General features: G+C 72.3%; 21 protein-coding genes. 12 read left to right on the top strand and 9 right to left on the bottom strand.

Going from position 1 to position 21,925, the window contains the following annotated elements; all coding sequences use genetic code 11:
* Window positions 1-102: 102 nt before the first annotated feature.
* Window positions 103-1,275 (bottom strand): molybdopterin-synthase adenylyltransferase MoeB, encoded by a 1,173-nt coding sequence (moeB, locus tag POL25_RS28040; RefSeq protein WP_272089294.1) that lies wholly within the window; start codon window positions 1,273-1,275, stop codon window positions 103-105.
* Window positions 1,276-1,466: 191 nt separating this feature from the next.
* Here moeB and POL25_RS28035 point away from each other — a divergent pair, with 191 nt between their 5' ends.
* The 4 genes from POL25_RS28035 to POL25_RS28020 all read left to right on the top strand — a co-directional run bounded on the left by POL25_RS28035 (window position 1,467) and on the right by POL25_RS28020 (window position 6,934).
* On the top strand, window positions 1,467-2,435 hold the full coding sequence (locus tag POL25_RS28035; RefSeq protein ID WP_272089293.1) for a hypothetical protein: 969 nt from the start codon (window positions 1,467-1,469) through the stop codon (window positions 2,433-2,435).
* Window positions 2,432-3,466: an AAA family ATPase gene (locus POL25_RS28030; RefSeq protein ID WP_373372117.1), complete on the top strand. Its 1,035-nt coding sequence runs from the start codon at window positions 2,432-2,434 to the stop codon at window positions 3,464-3,466. The genes POL25_RS28035 and POL25_RS28030 overlap by 4 nt, the downstream gene beginning before the upstream one ends.
* A gap of 233 nt (window positions 3,467-3,699) precedes the next feature.
* Entirely contained in the window at window positions 3,700-4,704 is a 1,005-nt protein-coding gene (locus POL25_RS28025) for a DUF58 domain-containing protein (protein ID WP_272089291.1), read from the top strand.
* A gap of 112 nt (window positions 4,705-4,816) precedes the next feature.
* A complete protein-coding gene (locus POL25_RS28020) occupies window positions 4,817-6,934 on the top strand; it encodes a BatA domain-containing protein (RefSeq protein ID WP_272089290.1) in 2,118 nt (705 codons plus the stop codon).
* 166 nt (window positions 6,935-7,100) lie between these two features.
* Here POL25_RS28020 and POL25_RS28015 read toward each other — a convergent pair whose 3' ends face one another.
* A complete protein-coding gene (locus POL25_RS28015; RefSeq protein ID WP_272089289.1) occupies window positions 7,101-7,409 on the bottom strand; it encodes a putative quinol monooxygenase in 309 nt (102 codons plus the stop codon).
* Window positions 7,410-7,492: 83 nt separating this feature from the next.
* Here POL25_RS28015 and POL25_RS28010 point away from each other — a divergent pair, with 83 nt between their 5' ends.
* The 5 genes from POL25_RS28010 (at window position 7,493) to POL25_RS27990 (ending at window position 12,436) form a co-directional block, all read left to right on the top strand.
* Window positions 7,493-7,825: a winged helix-turn-helix transcriptional regulator gene (locus tag POL25_RS28010; protein ID WP_272089288.1), complete on the top strand. Its 333-nt coding sequence runs from the start codon at window positions 7,493-7,495 to the stop codon at window positions 7,823-7,825.
* 165 nt (window positions 7,826-7,990) lie between these two features.
* A complete protein-coding gene (locus POL25_RS28005) occupies window positions 7,991-8,437 on the top strand; it encodes a hypothetical protein (protein ID WP_272089287.1) in 447 nt (148 codons plus the stop codon).
* Between the two features lie 116 nt (window positions 8,438-8,553).
* Window positions 8,554-8,805 carry a hypothetical protein gene (locus tag POL25_RS28000; protein ID WP_272089286.1) on the top strand — a complete coding sequence of 84 codons (252 nt, stop codon included), beginning with the start codon at window positions 8,554-8,556 and terminating at the stop codon, window positions 8,803-8,805.
* Between the two features lie 257 nt (window positions 8,806-9,062).
* Window positions 9,063-11,411, top strand: coding sequence for a GH92 family glycosyl hydrolase (locus POL25_RS27995; RefSeq protein WP_272089285.1), 2,349 nt, complete (start codon window positions 9,063-9,065; stop codon window positions 11,409-11,411).
* A 194-nt stretch (window positions 11,412-11,605) separates the two neighbouring features.
* Window positions 11,606-12,436, top strand: a complete 831-nt coding sequence (locus POL25_RS27990) for a hypothetical protein (protein WP_272089284.1) — start codon at window positions 11,606-11,608, stop codon at window positions 12,434-12,436.
* A gap of 79 nt (window positions 12,437-12,515) precedes the next feature.
* Here POL25_RS27990 and POL25_RS27985 read toward each other — a convergent pair whose 3' ends face one another.
* Together POL25_RS27985 and uppS are read right to left on the bottom strand one after the other, a co-directional pair.
* Entirely contained in the window at window positions 12,516-13,379 is an 864-nt protein-coding gene (locus POL25_RS27985; RefSeq protein WP_272089283.1) for a phosphatidate cytidylyltransferase, read from the bottom strand.
* A gap of 1 nt (window position 13,380) precedes the next feature.
* Window positions 13,381-14,187 (bottom strand): polyprenyl diphosphate synthase, encoded by an 807-nt coding sequence (gene uppS, locus POL25_RS27980; RefSeq protein ID WP_272089282.1) that lies wholly within the window; start codon window positions 14,185-14,187, stop codon window positions 13,381-13,383.
* A 375-nt stretch (window positions 14,188-14,562) separates the two neighbouring features.
* Between uppS and POL25_RS27975 the strand changes: the two genes are divergently transcribed.
* From POL25_RS27975 to POL25_RS27965, 3 genes are all read left to right on the top strand, one after another.
* Complete coding sequence (locus POL25_RS27975; RefSeq protein ID WP_272089281.1) at window positions 14,563-14,982, top strand: YbjN domain-containing protein; 420 nt, start codon at window positions 14,563-14,565, stop codon at window positions 14,980-14,982.
* 1 nt (window position 14,983) lies between these two features.
* Window positions 14,984-15,802, top strand: coding sequence for a PspA/IM30 family protein (locus POL25_RS27970; RefSeq protein ID WP_272089280.1), 819 nt, complete (start codon window positions 14,984-14,986; stop codon window positions 15,800-15,802).
* A 628-nt stretch (window positions 15,803-16,430) separates the two neighbouring features.
* On the top strand, window positions 16,431-17,060 hold the full coding sequence (locus POL25_RS27965) for a hypothetical protein (RefSeq protein ID WP_272089279.1): 630 nt from the start codon (window positions 16,431-16,433) through the stop codon (window positions 17,058-17,060).
* A 66-nt stretch (window positions 17,061-17,126) separates the two neighbouring features.
* Here POL25_RS27965 and POL25_RS27960 read toward each other — a convergent pair whose 3' ends face one another.
* The 5 genes from POL25_RS27960 to POL25_RS27940 all read right to left on the bottom strand — a co-directional run bounded on the left by POL25_RS27960 (window position 17,127) and on the right by POL25_RS27940 (window position 21,900).
* Window positions 17,127-17,684 (bottom strand): hypothetical protein, encoded by a 558-nt coding sequence (locus tag POL25_RS27960; RefSeq protein WP_272089278.1) that lies wholly within the window; start codon window positions 17,682-17,684, stop codon window positions 17,127-17,129.
* A gap of 409 nt (window positions 17,685-18,093) precedes the next feature.
* The gene (locus POL25_RS27955; protein WP_272089277.1) at window positions 18,094-19,029 is read right to left on the bottom strand and encodes a hypothetical protein; all 936 of its coding nucleotides are present in this window, start codon (window positions 19,027-19,029) and stop codon (window positions 18,094-18,096) included.
* Window positions 19,026-19,691 (bottom strand): hypothetical protein, encoded by a 666-nt coding sequence (locus POL25_RS27950; protein ID WP_272089276.1) that lies wholly within the window; start codon window positions 19,689-19,691, stop codon window positions 19,026-19,028. The genes POL25_RS27955 and POL25_RS27950 overlap by 4 nt, the downstream gene beginning before the upstream one ends.
* Window positions 19,688-21,106, bottom strand: a complete 1,419-nt coding sequence (locus tag POL25_RS27945) for a sigma 54-interacting transcriptional regulator (protein WP_272089275.1) — start codon at window positions 21,104-21,106, stop codon at window positions 19,688-19,690. The genes POL25_RS27950 and POL25_RS27945 overlap by 4 nt, the downstream gene beginning before the upstream one ends.
* A 101-nt stretch (window positions 21,107-21,207) precedes the next feature.
* Window positions 21,208-21,900, bottom strand: a complete 693-nt coding sequence (locus tag POL25_RS27940) for a hypothetical protein (protein ID WP_272089274.1) — start codon at window positions 21,898-21,900, stop codon at window positions 21,208-21,210.
* Window positions 21,901-21,925: the final 25 nt, after the last annotated feature.

Below are 21,925 nucleotides of genomic sequence, written 5' to 3'. Positions count from 1 at the left end.
GGCGGGCCGCGCCGGCCGCGGCCGGGACGTGCATCAAGGGACATGCCCGAACGGGCATGTCCCTTGGTTCATGCCCTCACGGACATGCCGCGAGAGCCAGGCTCAGCCGGCGATCGAGCAGAACGCCTCGTAGTCGATCAGCTCGATGTCCTCGGGCTGCTTCGAGCAGACCCGGCACTCCGGGTCCTTGCGCAGCTTGAGCGTGCGCCACTTGGTGCCGAGGGCGTCGAACACCAGCAGGCGGCCGGACAGGGTGGTGCCGGCGCCGAGGATGATCTTGAGCGCCTCGTTGGCCTGCAAGGTGCCGACGATGCCGGGCAGCACGCCGAGCACGCCGGCCTCCTGGCACGACGGGGCCATGCCGGGCGGGGGCGGGTCGGGGTAGAGGCAGCGGTAGCACGGGCCCTCGTGCGGCAGGAAGGTCGTCAGCTGGCCCTCGAACCGGAAGATGGAGGCGTGCACGACCGGCTTGCCGAGCTTGAGCGCGGCGTCGTTGAGCAGGTAGCGGGTCGGGAAGTTGTCGGCGCCGTCGACGATGAGGTCGTAGCCGCCGATGATCTCGAGGATGTTCTCGGAGGTGAGGCGGGTCTGGTGGGCGATCACCTTGACGTCGGGGTTGAGCGCCTGCAGCGTCTTGCGGGCGCTCTCGACCTTGGGCATGCCGAGCCGCTCCATGTTGTGGAGGATCTGCCGCTGCAGGTTGCTCTCGTCGACGAGGTCGTCGTCGACCATGCCGATGGTGCCGACGCCGGCCGCGGCCAGGTAGAGGCTGGACGGCGAGCCGAGCCCGCCGGCGCCGAGGCACAGCACCTTGGCGTCGAGCAGCTTGCCCTGCCCGAGCTCACCCACCTCGGGCAGCATGATGTGCCGGCTGTAGCGCTTGATCTGCTCGGCCGAGAGGTTGCGCGGGCGCTCGAACGCGTAGCCGGCCTGCTTCCACGCGCGGAAGCCCCCGGCCATCGAGGAGACCTTCTCGTAGCCGAGCTCCTGCAGCGAGCGGGCCGCCAGCGCCGAGCGGGTGCCGCCGGCGCAGTAGAGGATGACCTCGCGGCCGCGGTCGGGCACCAGGTCCTCGATCTTCAGCTCGAGGAAGCCGCGCGGGATCCACTCGGCCTTGCCGACGAAGCCCTGCTCGTACTCGTCGCGCTCGCGGATGTCGACGAGCACCGGCGGCGGCTCGCCGCCCGCCCCGTGGACCTGGGCCCGCGTGTCCTCGACCGACACCTCGCGGACCTGGCGCTTCACCTGACTCAAGATCTCGTTGAAGCTCGCCATCGCCTGTCTCCGTGCGGGGCGGGAAATTCGCGGTCGCCCCGTCCACGGGTTTTAGCCGAAGTCGTCGCCGAGCCGACAGGCTGGCGGCTGTCTTTTGGGTCATGTCCGCGGGTGCAGGTGATTGCAGTGCGCTGACTCACCGCTGCCGCGCGCAAAACCGACGTCGCGGCGACCGACCTGTCAGGGTCGACATGCCCTCGCTCCCGCACACCGTCCTGCTCGAGCTGCTGCGCCGCGCGCCGCCTCTCGTCGCCACGCTGCTGCGTGAGGGTTGCGCGGCGCCGTTGCCGCGATTCACCGCGGTGCAGGTGGTCGAGGGCGAGTTCGCCGAGATCGATCCGGCCGAGGTGCGCGCCGACCTCGTGCTGACGCTGACCGGCAAGGGCGGTCGGCCAGCGCTGGCGATCGTCGTCGAGGCGCAGCTGCGCTGCGACCCGGCCAAGCGGTGGGTCTGGCCGGTCTACCTGGCGTCGCTGCGCCGGCGGCTGCAATGCCCCGTGCGCTTGCTGGTGCTGACGACCCGGCCGGCGGTGGCGCGCTGGTGCAGCCGACCGATCGACATGGGCGACGGCCGCTGGATCCTGGTGCCGGACGTGCTGGGGCCGGAACAGATCCCGCAAGTCACCCGCGCACCCGAGGCGAGGCGCCGACCCGAGCTCGCGGTCCTGTCGGTGCTGGCCCACGGCCGCGGTCCACGAGCCGCCGCCATCGGCCGCGCCGCGCTCGCCGGCGTGACCATGCTCGACAGCGCGCGTCGCCCTCTTTACACTGATCTCGTCCGTGTGTTTCTCGGCGCCGCCGCGCGCGCCGAGCTCGGAGTCGACGCCATGCAGCCCCTGAGCGACGAAGAACTGCTCCGCCCCTTCGTGTACCTCTATCGGCGCTCGATCTTCGGCCAGCTCATGGCCCCGCTGCATCGGGCCCGCCGCGAGGCGCGACAGGCGAAGGAGGAGGGCGAGCTCGCAGGGCTTCACGAGGCCCTGTTCGCCATCCTCGACGCGCGGGCGATCGCCGTGACCGCGACGCAGCGGCGCACGATCGCCGAGTGCAGGCGGCGAGCCCAGCTGTTGCGCTGGGTGCAGCGGGCGGCCACCGTCGCCAGCGCGCGCGAGCTGTTCGCGGCCCGGCGCGCGACGAAGCGGCCGGTGGCTCCGCGTTGACGCGCTATACTCCGCGCCCCGTGCCCGCGACCGCCCCATCGACCGCCGTTCCTGACGACCGCGAAGCGTTGCAGGCGCTCGCCCGCAGCCGCGAGCGCCTGGTCGAGCAGCTGCACCGGCGCATCGTCGGTCAGCAAGGGGTCATCGACCACCTGCTCGTGTGCTTGTTCGCCGGCGGCCACGGCCTGTTCGTCGGCGTGCCCGGGCTGGCCAAGACGCTGCTCGTCAGCAGCCTGGCGCACGCGCTCGAGCTGCAGTTCTCGCGGGTGCAGTTCACGCCCGACCTGATGCCGGCCGACATCACCGGCAGCGACGTGCTCGAGGAGGACCCGGTCAGCGGCCGGCGCAACTTCCGGTTCGTGCCCGGGCCGGTGTTCTGCAACCTGCTGCTGGCCGACGAGATCAACCGGACCCCGCCGAAGACCCAGGCCGCGCTGCTGCAGGCGATGCAGGAGGCGCGGGTCAGCGCCGGCGGGCGCACGCACCCGCTGCCGCTGCCGTTCCACGTGTTCGCCACCCAGAACCCGATCGAGCAGGAGGGTACGTACCCGCTGCCCGAGGCCCAGCTCGATCGCTTCATGCTGCAGATCGTCGTCGGTTATCCGACCGAAGAGGACGAGCGGCATATCGTCGCGCTCGGGGCCGAGCCGGCGCCCGAGCTGCAGCCGCTCCTGACCCCCGCCGAGCTCACCGCTCATCAGGCGCTGGTGCGACGGATCCCCGTGCCCGCCTCCGTCGTCTCCCACGCGGTCGCCCTGCTGCGCGCGACCCGGCCCAGCGAAGCCACCTGCCCCAAGGGGCTGCGCGAGCTGATCCAGTGGGGCGCCGGGCCGCGCGCGGGCCAGCAGCTGGTCGCCGCGGCCCAGGCCCGCGCCGCGCTCGACGGTCGGCCTGCCGTCACCACCGACGACGTGCGGGCTCTGGCCGCGCCCGTGCTGGCCCACCGATTGGTCCGCAGCTTCATCGCCGAGAGCCGGGGCGTCGGCGCCGACGAGCTCGTCGCCCAGGTGCTCGCCGCCGTGCGCGCCTGAACCTCCCGCCATGTCCTCACGGTCCGATACGCCCGCCGCCGCCGCTCTCCCGGGCGCGGCCTGCGAGTGTTCTTTCGGACATGTCGTTTTCGCCATGTCCTCGCGGCCAGCCGCGAGCGAGGCCGACGCTCCCCCGCAGCGGCCCCTCGTGAGCTGCGCTTTCGCGCATGTCCCATTCGCCATGTCCTCGCGGACATGCCACCTGCCGCCCGTCGCGGCCTGAGCTCTCCGCCATGTCCTCAGGACCCGACCCGGACATCGCCCTCGCCGCCGTGCTGCCGCCGGAGCTGCGCGAGCTGCTGCGCGGGCGGGTGCTGCGGGTCGGCCAGGCCGTGTGGGGCGGGCGGCCCGGGCGGCACCTCGCGGCCCGGGCGGGCTCCGGCGACGTGTTCCGCGGGCACCGGCCGTACGTCGCCGGCGACGACCTGCGCCGGCTCGACTGGCGCGCCGCGGCCCGCGACGACCGCTTCGTGCTGCGCCAGCACGACGCCGAGGACGTGCTGTCGGCGGTGTTCCTGCTGGACGGCTCCGGGGGCATGTCCTACGGGACAGGTCCCGAGCGCAAATCGACCTACGCGGCGGCGCTGGTGGCCGGGCTGGCCAGCCTGGGCGCGCGCCAGGGCGACCGGCTCGGCCTGGCCAGCGGCGGGGCGGGCGGCGTCGAGCTGCAGCAGGTGCGGCCGCAGGGCGGCGCGCGGCGGCTGCTGGCGCTGGCCGAGGCGCTGGCGCGCCCGCCCGCGGGCAACTGCCCGTGGCCGCGGCTGGTCGGCGCGGTCGGGCCGCAGCTGCCGCGGCGCAGCCTGGTCGTGCTGGTGTCCGACTTCCTCGACCCTTGCTCCGAAGGACATGTCGCGGGGGACATGCCCGAAGAGCCAGGTCTCCCCGCGGCCGAGGCCGGCCTGCTCGACGAGCTCGCGGCCCTGGCCGGGCGCGGCCACGCGGTCGTGCTGTTGCAGGTGCTGCACCGCGACGAGCTCGAGTTCCCGTGGTCGGGGCGCGAGCTGCTGCGGCTCGAGGACGTCCGCGGCGCGCGCCCGGAGGTCGAGGGCCTGGGCGCCAGCCTGCGCGCGGCCTACCTGCAGCGACTGCGCGCGTATCTGGCCGGGTTCGCGGGCGGGTGCCTGGCGCGCGGGCTGGTGTGCCACCGCGTGGTCACCGACACGCCGGTGACCGCAGCCTTCCTCGGGCTGCTGCGGGCGCTGCAAGGCGAGCCGGCGCTGGAGGAGGCGCGGGCGTGATGCCTGTCTTCGAGGACAGCCGTGGCGGGGTGAGCCCGACGGGGCGCGGCGCATCGGCGGCGCATGTCCTCGGGGACAGAGTGTTTGACGAGCGTCAACCGGAGGCCGTCGCGTGAGCCTGCTGGCGCCGCTCCTGCTGCTCGGCTTGCTCGGCCTGGCCGCGCCGCTGGCCGCCCACCTGCGCGGGCGCGAGGAGCCGCGCAAGATCGCCTTCGCCGCGCTCCGCTTCGTCCGCACCGGCGACGAGGTCGTGACCATGCGCCGGCACCTGCGCGACCGCCTGCTGCTCGGGCTGCGGCTGGCCGCGCTGGCCCTGCTGGCGCTGGCGCTGGCGCGGCCGGTCAGCTCGGGGCGAGCGCGCGTGGCGGTCCTCGGCGAGCCGCACGACGCGATCCTGCTGGTGGACGGCTCTTTGAGCATGTCCCTGAGGACAGATGGCATGCGCGCCCTCGACGGGGCCGCCGACGCCGCGGCCGCGGTGGTCGACGCGTTGCCGCCGGGCAGCCGGGTCGGGCTCGTCACCAGCGATCCGTCGGGTCCGCGGCTCGAGCTGTCGGCCGACCTCGGGCTCGCGCGCGAGGCGATCGGCGAGTGGGTGGCCGGCGGGGCGCCGCGGGCCGGGGCGTGGCCGCTCGACGGCGGTCTGCCGGTCGCGGCGGCGCTGCTGCGGGCGGACGCCGGCGGGCGCCGGCGGGCGATCTACGCCATCGGCGACCCGACCGCGCGTGGCCTCGGCAGCCTGCCCGAGACCGCGGGCCCCGACACGCCGGTGCTGCCGGTGCCGGCGCTCGGCAGCCTCGATGCGCTGCCGCCTGTCCCGGAGCACATGTCCCTTGATTCAGTCGGCTGGGAGCCCGCGCGCGACCTCGACCCGCGAGCGGTGCGGGTGTGGGGCGTGGTCCGCCGGCACGCGCCGGGGCCGGTCCAGCCGGACAACCTGCGCCGCGTGGCGGTGGCGATGCAGCTCGGCGGCGAGGAGGTCGCGCGAGCCGACGTCATGGTCCCGCTCGCCGGTGAGGCGCGGGTCGAGTTCACGCACACGCTGATCGGCGACGGGCCGAGCCCGGCCGCGCTGGCGCTGGTCGAGCTGCAGGGCGATCCGCTGCCCGGCGACGAGGTGCGGCACTTCTGGCTGGCCGGCGAGGACGAGCTCGACATCGTGCTCGTCAACGGCGACCCGAGCGAGATGCGGGCCCACGACGAGGTGTTCTTCCTCGCCACCGCGCTGGCCGCCGCGCCCGGCCGGCGCCTGCGCGTGCACGGTCTGGCGCCCGATCAGCTCGAGGCCCGCCTGCGCGAGCCGAGGCCGCTCGCCGGCGTCGACGTGGTGGTGCTCGCCAACGTGCGCGCGCCGGCCCCCGACGCCGCGACGGCGCTGACCCGGCGCGTCGAGGAGGGGCTCGGCCTGCTGGTGACCGTCGGCGAGCGAGTCGAGGCCAGCGCCTACAACGATCGCCTCGGCGAGCTGCTGCCGCTGCGCCTGCGTGAGGCCCTGGTCGTCGGCACCGCGCCCGGCCGCACCGAGAACCGCACCGAGGCGCTGGCGCCGGCCAACCTGGCCCACCCGGCCCTGCGCGGGCTCGGCGACGATCTCGGCCTGCTCGGCGCCCGTACCCGTCGCCTGTTCCTGCTCGAGCCCGACGCCGCCCGCGCGTCCGACGTGGCGCTCAGCTTCACCAGCGGCGCCCCGGCCCTGGTCACCCGCGCGCACGGCCGCGGCCGCGTGGCCCTGCTGACCACGTCGATCGACCGCGACTGGTCGGACCTGCCCCTTCGGCCAGGTTTCGTGCCGCTGGTCGAGCGCCTGGTGGCGTACCTCGACGCCAGCCAGCAAGGTGCGGCCGGCGCGGTGCTGCGGGTCGGCGAGCCGCGGATCTTGCCCGGCGACCGGCCAGCGACGGTGATCTCGCCGACCGGCGAGCGGCTGGCAGCGGTGCCCGACGGCCACGGCGAAGCCGTTTTTAAAGATACGTGGCTGCCGGGTCACTACACGGTCGAGCGCGGCGACGACGAGCCGCCGCTGCGCTTCGCGGTGCAGGTCGACCCGGCCGAGAGCGACACGACGCTGGTGACGGTCGCGGGCCCGCAGATCGAAGGCGACGAGGTGCTGGCCGCCGCCCGCTACCCGCGCTGGCGCCCGCTGGTGCTGCTGGTGGCGCTGCTGCTGCTGATCGAGTCGCTGGTCCGCTGGCGCCTGACGACCCGCCGCGAGCGGGCGCGGCCGGGCTGAGCGTCTCGGGACATGTTCTTCCGGGCATGCTCGATCGGGCATGTCCGATCGAGCATGTTCGATCGAGCCTACGACGGCGCCCGGCGACGTACTTGGACGATCTTGCGGTGGTCGTCACCTCGCGGGTGACCTGATCCTCGATGCGCCGGGGGGCATGTCCCGATCGTCAGGCGTCGCGGCGCCAGGTCAGGCCGGTCGGGGCGTAGTGGCGCATCTCTTCGATCTGGGCGACGTACGGGCGGATCTCGCTCAAGAACGGGCCGAACTGCGGGCCGTGGCGGAAGCCCTGCAGGTGCGCCTCGGTCGATAGCCACTCGATGCGCAGGATGTAGTGGTCGGGCGCCTCCTCGCAGCGCGTCAGCTCGTAGGCCAGGCACTGCGGGGCCTCGCGCAGGGAGGTGCTGGCGCGGGCGTAGGCGGCCTCGAAGGCGGCGGGATCGGTGGGCACGCGGTAGCGGATGTACTCGACGATCATCGGCGCCGAGAATCGTTCGGACGCGGCCGCAGTTCAACGCACCGGATGGTGCGTGGGCGCGGCGCGACGGGCATGATGAAGGCGTGACCGACCTGTCGCGAACCTTCGGCTGTCCGGTCGAGCTGGCCCTCGAGGTGCTCGGCGGCAAGTGGAAGACGGTGCTCCTGGCCCGGCTCAAACAGGGTCCGCTGCGCTACGGCGAGCTGCGGCGCCAGGTCGTGGGGCTCAGCGACAAGATGCTGACGCAGCGGCTGCGCGAGCTCGAGGAGATCGGCCTGGTCTGCCGCTCGGCCGTCGCGGGTCACGAGCACTACGCGCTGACCGAGCGGGGCGAGTCGCTGCGAACGGTGCTGCAGTCGCTGTACGACTGGGGCCGCGCGTTCGCGGTGGAGGCCGACGTCAAGCTGGCGCCGTGAGCCCCGGTCACTGTCTCTTGGGACATGCGGGAGGCATACGCCAGGAGAGGGGCCAGGAGGCTCTTCGGGGCATGACTGGCGCGGCCTGGTCCTTCGACGGGCTCGGCTCGGGAGCTGAATCTCGCATGCTTGTCCGGCTCCGCGCGGGCGTGGCATGCTGCCGGGATGATCAGCGCGGAGTGGCTGCGGAGCGCGAGCTTTCACGAGGTCTGGGGGGCCGTGATCGATCCGTGGCTGGTCGCCAGCCAGCAGCGCGACACCTTCTCGGCGATGACGCCGGCGCAGCGCGACCTCATCCGCGCGTGGTTGCTGCACGGCGTCGCCTGTCGCAGCGGGCTCGGGTCGCTGGTGACCGAGGAGCCGCCGTGGATCGCCGAGGGCATGCGCGACTCGCTGGTGCGGCTGGGGTTCGCCACTCTGGCCGAGCTGTGGGCCGAGGGCACGCGCGGCATGGAGTTCGCCGCGTGGCACGGTGAGATCCCGGCCGAGGTGTGCTTCACCTCGACGCGGGCGATCGCGGCGCTGCAGGAAGAGTTGGCGGCCGGGACCTTCGCGCAGCTGCCCGAGCTGCTGGTCGAGCGGCTGCGGGTCGAGCCGGGCATCTGCGGGTGAGTTCGCCGCGTCGGCGGTGCGGTGAAAGCCCGCTCGTTCTCGCGGTGCGGCGGCCGAGCTTGCCTCCGACTCCGGGCGCGACCATGGTTTCTGCGACCGCGGAAGCAGGAGAGCCCATGCAGCAGACAGAGCCGACCGGACGTTGTGATTTCCTCGACATGCTCGAAGAGTCCGCCCACTTCAAGCGGCCCGTGCAGGTCGAGCTGCGCAGCGGCGAGACCTTCCAGGCCCAGGTGCTCGACGTGGTCACCGAGTCGGGCGAGGATTTCGTGCTGTTTCCCGACCGCGACCGCGTCCCCGTGACGCAGATCGTCGGCTGCAAATCGATGATGGATCACGAGCCGCGCAGCTACGACGAGAAGCTGTGAACGGCCGCGGGGGCTTCGACCTGCGCTTGCAGGCAGGTCATATCGCCGATGGAACGGCGAGTCACTCGCGCGAGTGACCGGGCGTTCCCGGTCGCGTTTCGGGACGTTGGTGGCCTGGCACCCCCGACATCGGTGATGTCGCCCGCTAGCCGGGCGAGCGACGGCTCCGGCTGGCTATCCAGAGGCGGCGGGTCATGCCCGCATAACTCATCTCTCACGGCCGGCGCGGGGTCCGCGGCCGGGAGTAGGATGCGATCATGCTCCCGCGTCTGCTCCCTGCCGCGTTCTTGCTCGCAGCTTGCAACGGCTCGCCGTCGGCGGGCGCGACCGAGAGCGAGGGCGGCAGCAGCACCACCGGCGGCACCGGCGTGACGACCACCGGCAGCACCGGCGACGCGACGAGCCTGTCCCCGACGACAGGTCCCGAAGAACCTGAACTTCCGGGCATGTTCGCCCCGGCGCCGCTGGTCCAGCACGTCAACCCGTTCATCGGCACCGGTGGATCCGGCTACGGGGTCGGGAGCGCGTATCCAGGTCCGCAGGTGCCGTTCGGCCTGGCCCGGCCCGGCCCCGACACCACCCTCGCCGGCGGCTTCGCGCTCGGCTTCTCGCACTGCGCCGGCTACCACTACGACGACACCGAGGTGCAGGGCTTCTCGCAGACGCGCATGCACGGCACCGGCATCGTCGACTACGGGTCCGTGCGGGTGATGCCGAGCCTCGGCATGAGCCCCGCCAAGACCGAACCGAACGGCTATCGGCTCGCGCTCGACAAGGCCACGGAGACGGCCAGCCCCGGCTACTACGCGGTCACCCTCGCCGGCGGGATCGCGGCCGAGCTGACGGCGACGGCGCGGGTCGGCCTGCAGCGCTTCACCTTCCCCGAAGGACAGGAGCCGGTGGTGATCCTCGATCTCGCGCACGGGCTGCCCGACGTCGAGACTGTCAGCGGGCAGGTCGAGGTCGACGCCGGGGCCGGGGAGATCCGCGGCCACCACCACGTGTCCGGCGGTTACTCGGAGCGCCACGGCGGGGTCAAGGTCTACTACGCGCTGCGAGCCTCGCGGCCGTTCGTCGAGTTCGGCAGCTGGAACGACGGCGAGCCGCAGGCCGGAGTGGGCGCGCAGGAGGGCGAGGCGGTGGGCGCCTATCTGCGCTTCGAGCCGGGCGAGCCGGTGGTCGTCGGCGTCGGGCTGTCGTTCGTCGACGCCGAGCACGCGGCGATGAACCTCGCCGCCGAGGCGCCGGAGCTCGACTTCGAGGCCGCGCGGGGCGCCGCCGAGGCCGCGTGGGAGCACGAGCTCGCGCGCGTGCAGGTGCGCGGCGACAGCGGCCGCGATTTCCGGCTGTTCTACACCGCCATCTATCACGCGCTCCTGATGCCGACGCTGGCCAGCGACGTCGACGGCAGCTACCGCGGGCTCGACGATGCGGTCCACAACTCCGACGGGCCGTACTACACCGACTTCTCGCTGTGGGACACGTTCCGCACGCTGCACCCGCTGCTCACGCTGCTCTATCCGGAGTACCAGCGCGACATGCTGCGCTCGCTGACGCGGATGGCCGAGGACGGCGGATGGATGCCGCGCTGGCCGCTGGGCACCGGCTACACCAACGGCATGGACGGCGAGAGCGCGACGGTGGTCTACGCCGACAGCGTCCTCAAGGGCTTCGATCCGGACGAGATCGGGCTGGCCTCGGCCTACGCGGCGATGCGCGCGACGGCGATGGCCCCGGTGCCGCCCGGCTCGCCGTACGGCGGGCGCATGGCGGTCGACAAGTACATCGAGCTCGGCTACGTCCCGGTCGAGGCGGGCGCCAGCTCGTCGTCGTGGACGCTCGAGTCGGCCTACAACGACTTCGCTCTGGCGACCCTGGCCGAGGTGCTCGGCGAGCCCGAGGACGCGGCGATGTTCGCCGAGCGGGCCGGCTTCTGGAAGAACGTGTGGGACCCGGCGCAACAGCTGCTGGTCGCGCGCTCCGAGGCCGGCGCGTTCGTGGCGGTGACCGATCCGCTGATCTGGCAGGACTACTACGCCGAGGGCAACGCGCTGCAGTACGCCTGGTACGCGCCGCACGACATGGAGGGGCTGGCCGAAGCGATGGGCGGGCCGGCGGCGGCGATGACCCGGCTGCAGCAGTTCTTCGTCGACTCCGAGGCGGAGGTGCTCGGCCTCATGCCGCAGAAATACTACTGGCAGGGCAACGAGCCCGACATCCACGCGCCGTTCGTGTTCAGCGCCCTGGGCGATCACGCCGGCAGCGCGCGCTGGTCGCGATGGGTGCTGCGCAACCGCTACGGCGACACGCCGTCGGGCCTGCCCGGCAACGACGACGGCGGGACGATGAGCGCCTGGCTCGCGTTCGCGGCGCTCGGCGTGTTCCCGATCGCGGGCACCGACTTCTATCTGCTCGGCAGCCCGATCTTCAGCGAGGCGATCTTGCACCTCGAGGGCGGCGACCTGCGGATCGTCGCGCCGGTGACCTCCGACGACGCGCTCGGGTCCGCCTCGGCGAGCTGGCAAGGCCAGCCGCTGGCGCAGCCGCGCCTCGTGCACGGCGACATCGCGCAGGGCGGTACGCTGCAGATCGATCTCGGACCCTGACATCGAGGTCATGTCGCGGCGAGCCCTCGCGCGCGCCGGCCCGCGTGCAGCGGGCTCTCGCGGCCGGAGAACGACGAATCGCCGCTGACACGCGCGCGCGTCATCGTGCGACGCACCTGTCATGGGCCGCGCGCACATCGAAGCCGCGTGGCTTCCCCGGTGCGGGCCGTGGCGGCGCGTGCTAACTCCACCGCATGCGTTCTTACAGCTTCTCCTGCCTCAGCCTCGTCGCCGCGCTCGCGCTCGGGTGCGACTCGAAGCCCAGCGACTCCGACACCGCCAGCGTCGACAGCAGCTCCAGCGGTAGTGCCAGCGACGGCACTGACGGCGACAGCTCGACCGGCGGCGCCACCGAGGGCGACCCGCTGACCACCAGCGGCGGCAGCTCGGCCAGCAGCCCGGGCACGAGCGCGACCACCTGGCCGAACCCCGACAGCGACACCGACCCGGGCACCAGCGGGGCCACCACCGGCGCCGACCCGACCGGCATGACCTCGGCCTCGAGCACCGTCACCTCGGCCACCTCGGGTGACGTGCCGCCGGAGCCGACCCCGTGCGAGGGCGAGGCGATCGAGATCGACGCCGCCGCGCTGGCCTACACCGACGCGCAGGTGCCCCCCGATCCCGATCCGACCGGCGGCAGCTCCGGCACCAGCGGCGGCGAGCCGTCCGACCCGAACACGCTGCACGTGCGGCTCTCGAACCAGGTGGCCACCTGCGCCGACCCGAACGCCGGCGTCGAGTGCGGCAACAACTGGCAGGTGTCGATCCGGATCCCCGTGGCCTACCAGACGCCCGGCCTCTACCACCTGCTCGGGCCCGACGTCACCGGCCACGCGATGGAGGCCGGCGAGGTGGACGGGCCCGACCTGTGCCCGTTCGGCGGCGGCAGCTTCAGCGCCACCTTCGAGCTGATCTCGATCGACGACAAGGAGGTCGTGGGCCGCCTGTGCCACGTCGACTCCCCGTTCTTCGACACCAAGCCCCAGCTCGAGGGCACGTTCACCGCGCCGCGCTGCCAGTAGCGCGAAGGGCCATGTCCTCGCGGACATGGCCCTTGGTCAGTGTCACGAAGGGCATGTCCGAAGGGACATGCCCTTTCGTTCATCCGCGGAGGCCGCCGGCGAACACCACGTTGGCGGCGAAGTAGTAGACGACCGGGCCGACGAACAGCAGCGCGTCGACGCGGTCGAGCATGCCGCCGTGGCCGGGCAGCAGGTTGCCGGAGTCCTTGACGCCGTGGCTGCGCTTGAGCATCGACTCGAACAGGTCGCCGACCTGGCCGGCGAGCGAGCCGAGGACGCCGAGCACGATCGCGTGGCCGACCCCGAGTTCGGGCAGCAGGAACGCCGAGCCGAAGCCCACCGTGGCCACGTTGGCGCCGACGAGGCCGCCGAGCGAGCCCTCCCACGTCTTGCCGGGGCTGACCGCCGGGTAGAGCTTGTGCTTGCCCCACAGGCGGCCGAAGGCGTACGCCCCGGTGTCGGACATGAACGCGATCGCCAGGGTGACGAACAGCCAGCCGGGCCCGAACACGTGCTTGATCTGCGGCCACAGCGAGGCGAGCAGCGGCACGTAGAGCAGCCCCGCGAGGCACACCGACATGTGCCGGCCGGCCTGCTCGAGCGCCTGCTTGCGCGCCAGCAGCACCAGGGCGACGGCGATCACCGAGAACATCAGCAGCGGCGGCAGCACCCGGCCGGCGCCGAACACCATCGGCAGCGCGATCACGGCGGCGCCGATCGCCCCCAGGATCGCGCGCAGGCCGTACTCCGGGCCCGCCAGCGCGGCCGGGCCCGACAGCGAGCGCTGCGGCAGCGCCATGCGCAGGTACTCGTCGAGGGCGAAGCCGCCGAACAGCACCGACATGGCGAGGATGCTCCACGGCGAGCGGTCGACGAACAGGGCGACCAACAGGATCGGGACGAGGACGATCGCCGTCCACAAGCGCTTGATCAGATCGGCCACGTCAGCCCTTGCCTCGTTGCGCGGGGAAGATCCCGACGGCCGGCGGCTCGTCGAGCGCGTCGGCGTCGGACTCGCCGGGGAGCAGCCCGAAGCGGCGCTCGCGGCGACTGAAGTCATCGAGCGCCTCCATCAGGTGCTCGCGCGCGAAGTCGGGCCACAGCACCTCGGTGAAGAACAGCTCGGCGTAAGCGACCTCCCACAGGAAGAAGTTGGAGATCCGGTGCTCGCCGCTGGTGCGGATCAAGAGGTCGAGCGACGGCAGATGGCGGCTCGAGTCGAGGTACGAGGCGAAGGTCTTGGGGTCGATCTCGTCGGGGCGCAGGCTGCCGGCCTGCACGGCGCGGGCGATGCGCCGGGCGGCGTCGGTGATCATCTCGCGCCCGCCGTAGCTGAGCGCCAGGCACAGCGTCATCTTCTGGTTGTCGGCCGAGGCGGCGATGAGCTCGCGCATCGGGTCGCGCACGTAGCTCGGCAGGCGCTCGGTGTCGCCGACGGTGGTCAGCCGGATCTGGTTGTCGAGGATCTCGGCCCGCTCCTCGAGCAGGTAGCGGTTGAGCAGCTGCATGAGGTGAAACACCTCCTGCGGCGGCCGGTCCCAATTTTGGCTCGAGAACGCGAACAGCGTCAGCGCCTCGACGCCGAGCTCGCGGGCGGCGCGGACCACCCGGCGGACGGCGTCGGCGCCGTGCTCGTGGCCGACCTCGCGCGGCAGGCCCTTTTGCCGCGCCCAGCGGCCGTTGCCGTCCATGATGATGCCGACGTGCCGCGGCACGCGGCCCTCGCCTGCGCCCGCTTCGCGCGCGCTCATCGACCGGGCCCTCGGCGGCAGCAGGGGGCGAAAGAGCGAGGCGGGTGAGGACGCCGAGCAGGGTTTGTCATGACGAGGAGGCGCTCCGTGGAGCCCGGTCGGGGTGTTTCAGGCCCCCGCGACCGTAAAACCGGCGCGGCCCCGGCAGGGAGTTCGTCGGTCGAGCGGGCCGCTTTCGGATACCACGGGCCCGTGCGGCTGCAAAGCGGCGCGCCTGACGGGGTTTGGGTTGCCGCCCCCGCGGGCCGTCGCGTATAGTGGCTGACCTCGGGCGTGCTGCCGGGCTCAGGTGCCGCAGGCGGGCCACAGACTTGTCTCACTGGCTCGATGCGTCCGCTCCGGCCGCTGCCGCCGCCCCCGGCCCAACGAACCCTCATGAGTCACGCAGAAACGCTGGAATCGTACATGCTCCGGATGGAGCTGCCCCACGAGAAGGTCTCCGACGACACCTGGGTGGTCGGGCCTGAGAGTCACTCGGGCATCCGCATCGTGGTCCGCATCGACGAGCCGATCGTGCTCTACTCGTCGCCGATCTTCGCGGTCACCGCGGCGACGCCCGATCACACGGGGCTGTTCCGCCGGTTGCTCGAGTTCAACGACACCACGCTGCATTGCGCCTACGCGCTCGACGGCGACCAGATCCTGCTGTCGGGCGCGCATCAGCTCGCGGACCTCGATTTCAGCGAGTTCCAGGCCATGATCGAGGACATTGCGATGGCCATCGACGGCCATCTCGAACAGCTCAGCCCGTGGCGCCCCGCCCCGACCCACATCGAGATCCAGGAGGGCAACTGAGATGGGACTTTTTTCACGCCTCGGCACCCTCATCCGCTCCAACATCAACGAGCTCATCAACCGGGCCGAAGACCCGGAGAAGATGCTCAATCAGGTGTTGGTCGACATGAAGCAGCAGCTCATCGAGGCCAAGAAGCAGGTGGCGATCGCCATCGCCGATGAGAAGCGCATCAAGAAGCAATGGGAGCAGGAGGCTACCAAGGCGGCCGAGTGGGAGAAGAAGGCGATGCTGGCCCTCAAGGCCGGCGACGAGACCCTCGCCCGCGCTGCCCTGCAGCGCAAGGGCGACCACGACGAGGTCGCCTCGCAGCTCAAGGACCAGTGGGAGGCCCAGAAGAACTCGGTCGAGCAGCTCAAGGTCGCCCTCCGCGGCCTCGACTCGAAGATCGAGGAGGCCAAGCGCAAGCGCAACCTGCTGGTCTCGCGCCAGAAGCGAGCCGAGGCCCAGCGCACGATCAACGAGACGCTGTCGAGCATCAACTCGACCTCGTCGTTCGACACCTTCGGCCGCATGTCCGAGCGCGTCACGCAGCTCGAGGCCGAGGCCGAGGCGACTTCGGAGATCGGCGGCGTGCTCGAGGAAGGCAGCCTGGAGTCGCAGTTCAAGGCGCTCGAGGCCGGTAATGTCGACGACCAGCTCGAGGCCCTCAAGCGCAAGATGGCCCTCACCGCCGGCAAGTCCGAAGACCCGCGCCAGCTCGGCTCCGGCCGCGGCGACGCGAAGTCGGCCCCGCCCGCGGAAGAGCTCAGCGCCGACGACCTCAAGGCCGCCGAGGTCGACGCCCAGCTCGAAGAGCTGAAGAAGAAGCTCAGCGGCTAATCAGCGCAGAGGCTCGAGACCGCCGGCCGGAGCGCGACGTACCGTCGCCTCCGGCCGCTTCGCGAGCGAGGGGCGCGAGGCGCTCGAGGGTGGAGACGCGAGGCGAGGCGCTCGCGGGTGGAGACGCGAGGCGAGGCGCTCGTCGGCGAAGACACGACGGACCGCGCGCGGAAGATGGTCGAGGGATGCGACCTTGGTGAGGCGACATGCTCGGACGGGCATGTTCAAAAGAACATGTTTCATAGGACATTGTTCATCAGACATGCCCATGAGAGCATGTATGAAAAGACATGTAGATAGTGTTGTGCGGCGCGGCCGCTCCATGCCGGCAGACGCGAGTGCGCCCGGGCTGCTCGTCGCGCTTCGGTTGGTTTCGTGAACTGGAGTGCCGGCTGTGGCGAAGCTCGTCGCCTTCGCGGTGCATGGACGGCTTCGCCAAAGACGGCGCGAGAAGGCGGCGCGTGCGCATGGAAAGCCGGCTCGCCGATCGTCGCGGCTTGAACGATGTACTCCGCGGCATCACTCGAGCACGGCTCGACGGTGTGCGGCGATCGTGCGTCGCGCTCGGGGAGGCGATGAAACACGTTGCTGCGTGTTTGCCCGAAGCGGGCGGGATACGATCGGCGGCATGGTGAGCGTCGTGTCGGTGTGGTTGTTGGGCGCCGGATTGCAGCCGATCGCCGGGGCGCAGGACGTCGCGCCAGCGCCGGAGACCGCGCCTGCGGGGGAGATGGCGCCAGCGCCGGAGACCGCTGCCGTCGCCGATCCCTTCACGCCGCTCGACACCGAGGTGCCCGAGCCGGCCGGGATGGGCCGGCAGTACCGCGAGTACCGCAATCTCGAGGGAATCACCGGGATGGATCTGAGCGGCGCCTGGGAGTCCTACGAGGAGGATGTCGAGGAGGACGGCGAGACGGACACGTTCCTCGAGTTCGCCAAGCGCCGGTTCAGGGTCCGCCGCGGGCTCGGGATCGGCGTGACGTTCTGGGGGATCGCCGCCATCGGGCCGGCGATCTATTTCTGGGTCGAGACGGCCCGCACCGAGCTCTTCGAGGGCAAGGCGATGATCGGCATCGCCGCGGCCGCGACCACCTCGGCCGCCTTCGCGGCGATGATCGCCGGCTCGATGTTGTGGAACCGCTGGGCCGTGCCGCTGCGCGACCTCCGGGACGTCGGTCTGGCCCGGCGCGGCCGCCCCATCGTGGCCCCGCTGCCGCTCCCGCGCGGGCTCGGGCTCGGGCTGCGGGTGAACTTCTGAGCGGCTGGCGAAGATGGCATGCCCGATCGGGCATGTCCATGGGGACATGTCGATAACGGCATGTCCTTAGGTACAGCCCGAAAACTGGAAGTCGGCGACGATCTCCATCCCGTCGGCGCGGCACTCGAGGATCGCGTGGCCCTGGACGGCCCAGATGTTGTTGACGCGGACGTTGCCGCGCTCGAGGTGGACGTCGAACACCTCGCACTTGCTGGCGGCGGTGACGACGAGCGCGAGGTCGTGGTCGGGGATGTTCATCGCCAGCGAGTAGCCGTCGACCGGGTCGTCGACGATCCGCACGCCGCTGCCGTTGTCGCCGCGCTCGGTCAGATCGACGCCGAAGAACTGGCGGCGCTCGCCCGAGACACATGTCGTCGGGGACATGGTCCATGCGCCATATTCTTCGCTGTCGACCGACAGCGTGCCTTCGAGGCGGTCGCCCGGGCCGCAGGCTGCGAGGCTGCCGAGGGAGAGGAGGAGGCCGAGCGCGGTGCGTGGCACGCAGGCAGCGTAGCAGCCGCGGGTGACGGCCGCCGGGCCGGGCGCGCCCTCGCGGCCGTGGACGCGAGAACTCGAGAGCAAGCTGAAATCGCCGTCGCTGTCGGGGCGGTCGCGGCCGCGCATGCTCGCGGAGGATTCGGACGCAACATCATCGGCGCTGCCGGATGAGGGCCGCGGGTGCGCGTCAGCGCGGGCACGAAAGCGCTGGATCGCCGTGGTCGCCAGGACGGCGGTGGCAGGCACGCGTCCGCTGGTGTCTCTGCGAGCGAGACACCGAGCTGCGAGGAGCCTCAGGGCGCGTGCGCGTGCAGTCTGGTGTCTTGGCGAGCGAGACACCGAGCTGCGAGGAGCCTCAGGGCGCGTGCGCGGGCAGTCTGGTGTCTCCGCGAGCGAGACACCGAGCTGCGAGGAGGCTCAGGGCGCGTGCGCGGGCGCTGGTGTCTCTGCGAGCGAGACACGAGCTGCGAGGAGCCTCAGGGCGCGTGCGCGGGCGCTGGTGTCTCTGCGAGCGAGACACGAGCTGCGAGGAGGCTCAGGGCGCGTGCGCAGGCGGCTTGGTGCTCGGCGTGCTGCCGGGCGTGGCGGTGCTGCCGGGCGTGGCGGTGCTGCCGGGCTTGGCGGCGCTGCCGGGCTTGGCGGTGCTGGGCTGAGCCGTGCTGCTGGGCTGAGCCGTGCTGCCGGGCATCGAGGTGGACGGGTGCGGGCCCATGGCCGTGCCTGCGGGGCCGAACGGGTTCGTGGTCGGCGCGCCCGGGGTCGCGCCGGGGACCTTGACCGGCGTGATCGAGGCCGGCTTGAGCGGCGCGCCCGACTGCAGCTTGATCTGGTCGAGCTTGGGCAGGTCGCGGGCGAACGACACGACCACCTGCGTGCGCATGCGCGGCTTGGCGTTGGCGCGCTTGGTCGGCTCCTCGGCGATCTCGTCAGGCTTCCAGGTGTGCCACAGCGGGGCGCCGTCGAGCTGCAGGGTGGCGACCGAGTCGAGGAGCAGCTGCAGGTCCTCCTGCTTGCTGCTCGACAGCGTGAAGCGGCAGCGGATGGTGTGACACTCGACGTTCGAGGTCGACACCGAGGGGGAAGGCACGACGCCCTTGAACGCCTGCAGGCGGGTGGCGGTGATGATCTGGGTGATGAGCGGGCGGTGGGCCACGCTCCAGGCCTCGAAGGTCGGCTCGGCCTTGAACCCGACGGCGTCGTAGGCCCCGTGCAGCTGCGCGAGCAGGCCGTCGGCGCGCGGCGAGGTGAAGGGTTCGAAGCCGGCCTTGTCCTTGTCGTCGTCGTCGTCGCCGCCGGCAGCAGGGGCCGGGCTCGGCTTGGGCGGGGCCTCTTTGGCGACGGGCGGCGGCAACGGGCCGGGCGGGACGCTGAGCAGCCAGTGGGCGAGCAGGGCGGCGCTGACACAGAAGAACGGCAGCAGCCAGCCGACGACGGCGGGGCGGCCGGTGGGGCGTGGTTCGAACGAGTTCATGGGGTAGTGGCGGTAGAGTTAAGCGGAGGCAGGGGGATCCGTACACGCCAGGCGCCTTCTTCGCGCACGAGCGTGAGCGTGTGGCTCTCTTGCTGGCTGCCGTTCAGGCGCACCTGGGCGAAGGTGCCGTCCTCGGCGTCGGCGAGGTCGACGTCGCCGAGCAGCTCGGCGCTGGCCAGCTCGAAGTTGGGGTCGACGTCGACGATCTGCAGCATCTCGGCCGGCTCGATGCGCCGGCGCCCGCCGACCTGGTCGGAGGCCTGGGCGGCGGCGGCGACCAATTGCTCGCTGGCGGCGCGCTCGATCAGCCCGTAGACGGCGTCCATGTCGCCGCGCTGGACCGCGGCGGTGAAGGCCTGGGCCGTGCGCACCGGGTCGCCGCTGCGATTGCCGCAGGCGCCCGCCAGCGCGGCCCAGCAGATCAAGGCGGCGGTGCGCAGGACCGCGGGGATGGGGGAGCGAGGATGTCCGGAGGGACAGGTCTCGGAGGACATGGTCGAGAGGACAGCTTCGAGGGCGGTCGCGGCGGAGGTCGAGGGGCGGAGCGCGATCGCCGGGAGCGGAGCGACCTGTCCTTCGGGGCAGGGCATGTCAGGATCCGCCGGCCCCGCGGCGGCGCGGGCCGCCTCGGGATGGCCTTGGAGACATGTCTCTCGGGTCATGGCTCTTCGTCCTTCACGCGGTGGAGGCCGAGGCGCTTCAGCAGCTCGCGCAGGTAGTAGCGGGTGATGCCGGCGGCGGCGGAGGCGCGGCTGAGGTTGCCGTCGTGCTGCTCGAGCAGGCGGGCGAAGTAGCGGCGCTCGAAGGCGTCGAGCAGGGTCTGCTTGGCCTCCTTGAACGGCTGGGTGAACAGCACCTCCTCGCCGGCGAGGGTGGGCAGCGAGGCGACGGGCGCGGGGGCGGGCACCGGGCGGCCCGGGCGGCCGAGGAACAGGTCGGCGGGCTCGATCACCCCGGCGCTGGCGAAGTGGACCGCGCGCTCGATGGTGTTCTTGAGCTCGCGGACGTTGCCGGGCCAGGGGTGAGCGGCGAGGGCCCGGCGGGCGGCCGGGCTGAGCACGACGCCGCCGCCGCGCGGGCGGGTGAAGTCGCCGACGAACTTCTCGGCCAGCAGGGCGATGTCGTCGCCGCGCTCGCGCAGCGGCGGCAGCTCGACGGTCATGACCGACAGGCGGAAGTACAGGTCCTCGCGGAAGGTGCCCTGGCCGACCATCGTCTTGAGGTCGCGGTGGGTCGCCGCGACCACGCGGACGTCGACCTTGCGGACCTGGGTCTCGCCGATGCGCTGGACCTCGCGGCGGTCGAGCACGCGCAGCAGCTTGGGCTGCAGCTCGAGCGGCAGCTCGCCGATCTCGTCGAGGAAGAGGGTGCCGCCGTGGGCCTCCTCGAACGCGCCGGCGCGGCTCTCGAGCGCGCTGGTGAAGGCGCCCTTGCGGTGGCCGAGGATCGCGGCCTCGGCCAGCTCGCGCGGCAGGGCGCTGCAGTCGAGGACCACGAACGGGCCCTTGTGCCGCGGCGACTCGTCGTGCAGCGCGCGCGCCACCAGCTCCTTGCCCGAGCCGGTCTCGCCGCCGACGAGCACGCTCATGTCGGTGTCGGCGATGCGCTCGAGCACGGCGAACAGCTCGCGCATGCCGGGGCTGGAGCCGAGCAGCGCGCCGAAGTGGGTCTGGCGCGAGATCGGGACCTGGACCTCGTCCTCGGCGAGGAACGCGATCGCGGTCTTGCCGACGTGCAGCGTCGCGCCCGGCTCGATCCACGCCTCGCGGATCCGCACCCCGCCGACGTGGGTGCCGTTGGTGCTGCCGAGGTCGCGCAGCAGCACCGCGCCGTGCGGGCCGCCGGCCCCGAGCAGCAGCTCGGCGTGCAGGCCGCTGATCGAGCTGTCGGTCAGCACGAGGTCGTTGACCGCGCTGCGGCCGATCGTCAGCCGCGGCCGGGCGGTCTGCACCTGGGCGTCGCGGTCGGGGCCGTCGGTGACCCGCAGCATCACGCGACGCAGCGGCCGCGACGGCGCCGGCCGGGCCACGCTGGTCGTCATCGCCGCTTCGCGCGGCTCGTCGCTTCGGAAGGTCACTTCGGGCTCGTCATTCAAGGATGGTTGTAGGGACAGGTCGCGCGGGACAGGTCGTCAGGGACAGGTCGCCGGGGACAGGTCCGTGAGCGCGGGGCGGAGCGTCAATTCAGGTACTGCTCGCGGCCGTCGACGATCCGCAGGTGGCGCGGGCGCTTGCTCTTGCTGGCCTTGCGCGGGCCGACTTTGCCGGACGCGGGCTGCTTTTGCCAGCGACGGGTGACGCCGAGGGCGATGCCGGCGGCGACCAGGCCGGGCACGATGTCGGGCCAGCCGCCGCGCAGCAGCGGGCCGAGGAGCAGGAGCGCGACGGCGACGCTGGCGAAGCTGCGCGCGGTGATCGGCAGGAGGCCGAACAGCGCCAGCGGGTCGCGGGCGAACAGCACGCCGAACGCGACCACGGCGGCGATGTCGATCGGGATGGTGCCGCCGTGCGGGACCGCGAGGGCGGCGGGCACGGCCAGGCCGACGAGGCCGAGCGCGAGGTAGCCGAGGACGGCCCCGCCGAGGACGAGGCCGAGGTAGCGCGCGGGGCCGAGCCGCGCCTCGACGCGGCTGCCGACGAACCACTGCAGCAGGCCCGTACCGATGAGGCCGGCGAGCTGGCCGTTGGGGAACAGGAACGGCGCGGTGAGCGGCTGCCAGGGGGCGGGGTCGGCGACGAACGAGGCGCCGAGCAGGAGCCGGTCGGCGAGCGGCAGGTCGGAGACGAACCCGCTGGTGGCCGTGGCGGCGACCAACAACCAGAAGCTGGCGGGCCGGAAGCGCGGCAGATTCGCAAACGGCGAGGTCGACACGATGCAGGGAGTGTAGCAGGTGCGT

The organism is Nannocystis bainbridge (genome assembly GCF_028368995.1).
In the GTDB taxonomy this organism is placed as follows: domain Bacteria; phylum Myxococcota_A; class Polyangia; order Nannocystales; family Nannocystaceae; genus Nannocystis; species Nannocystis bainbridge.
The sequence above is the reverse complement of the archived record's forward strand: the minus strand, read 5'-3'. Positions and strand labels throughout refer to the sequence as shown.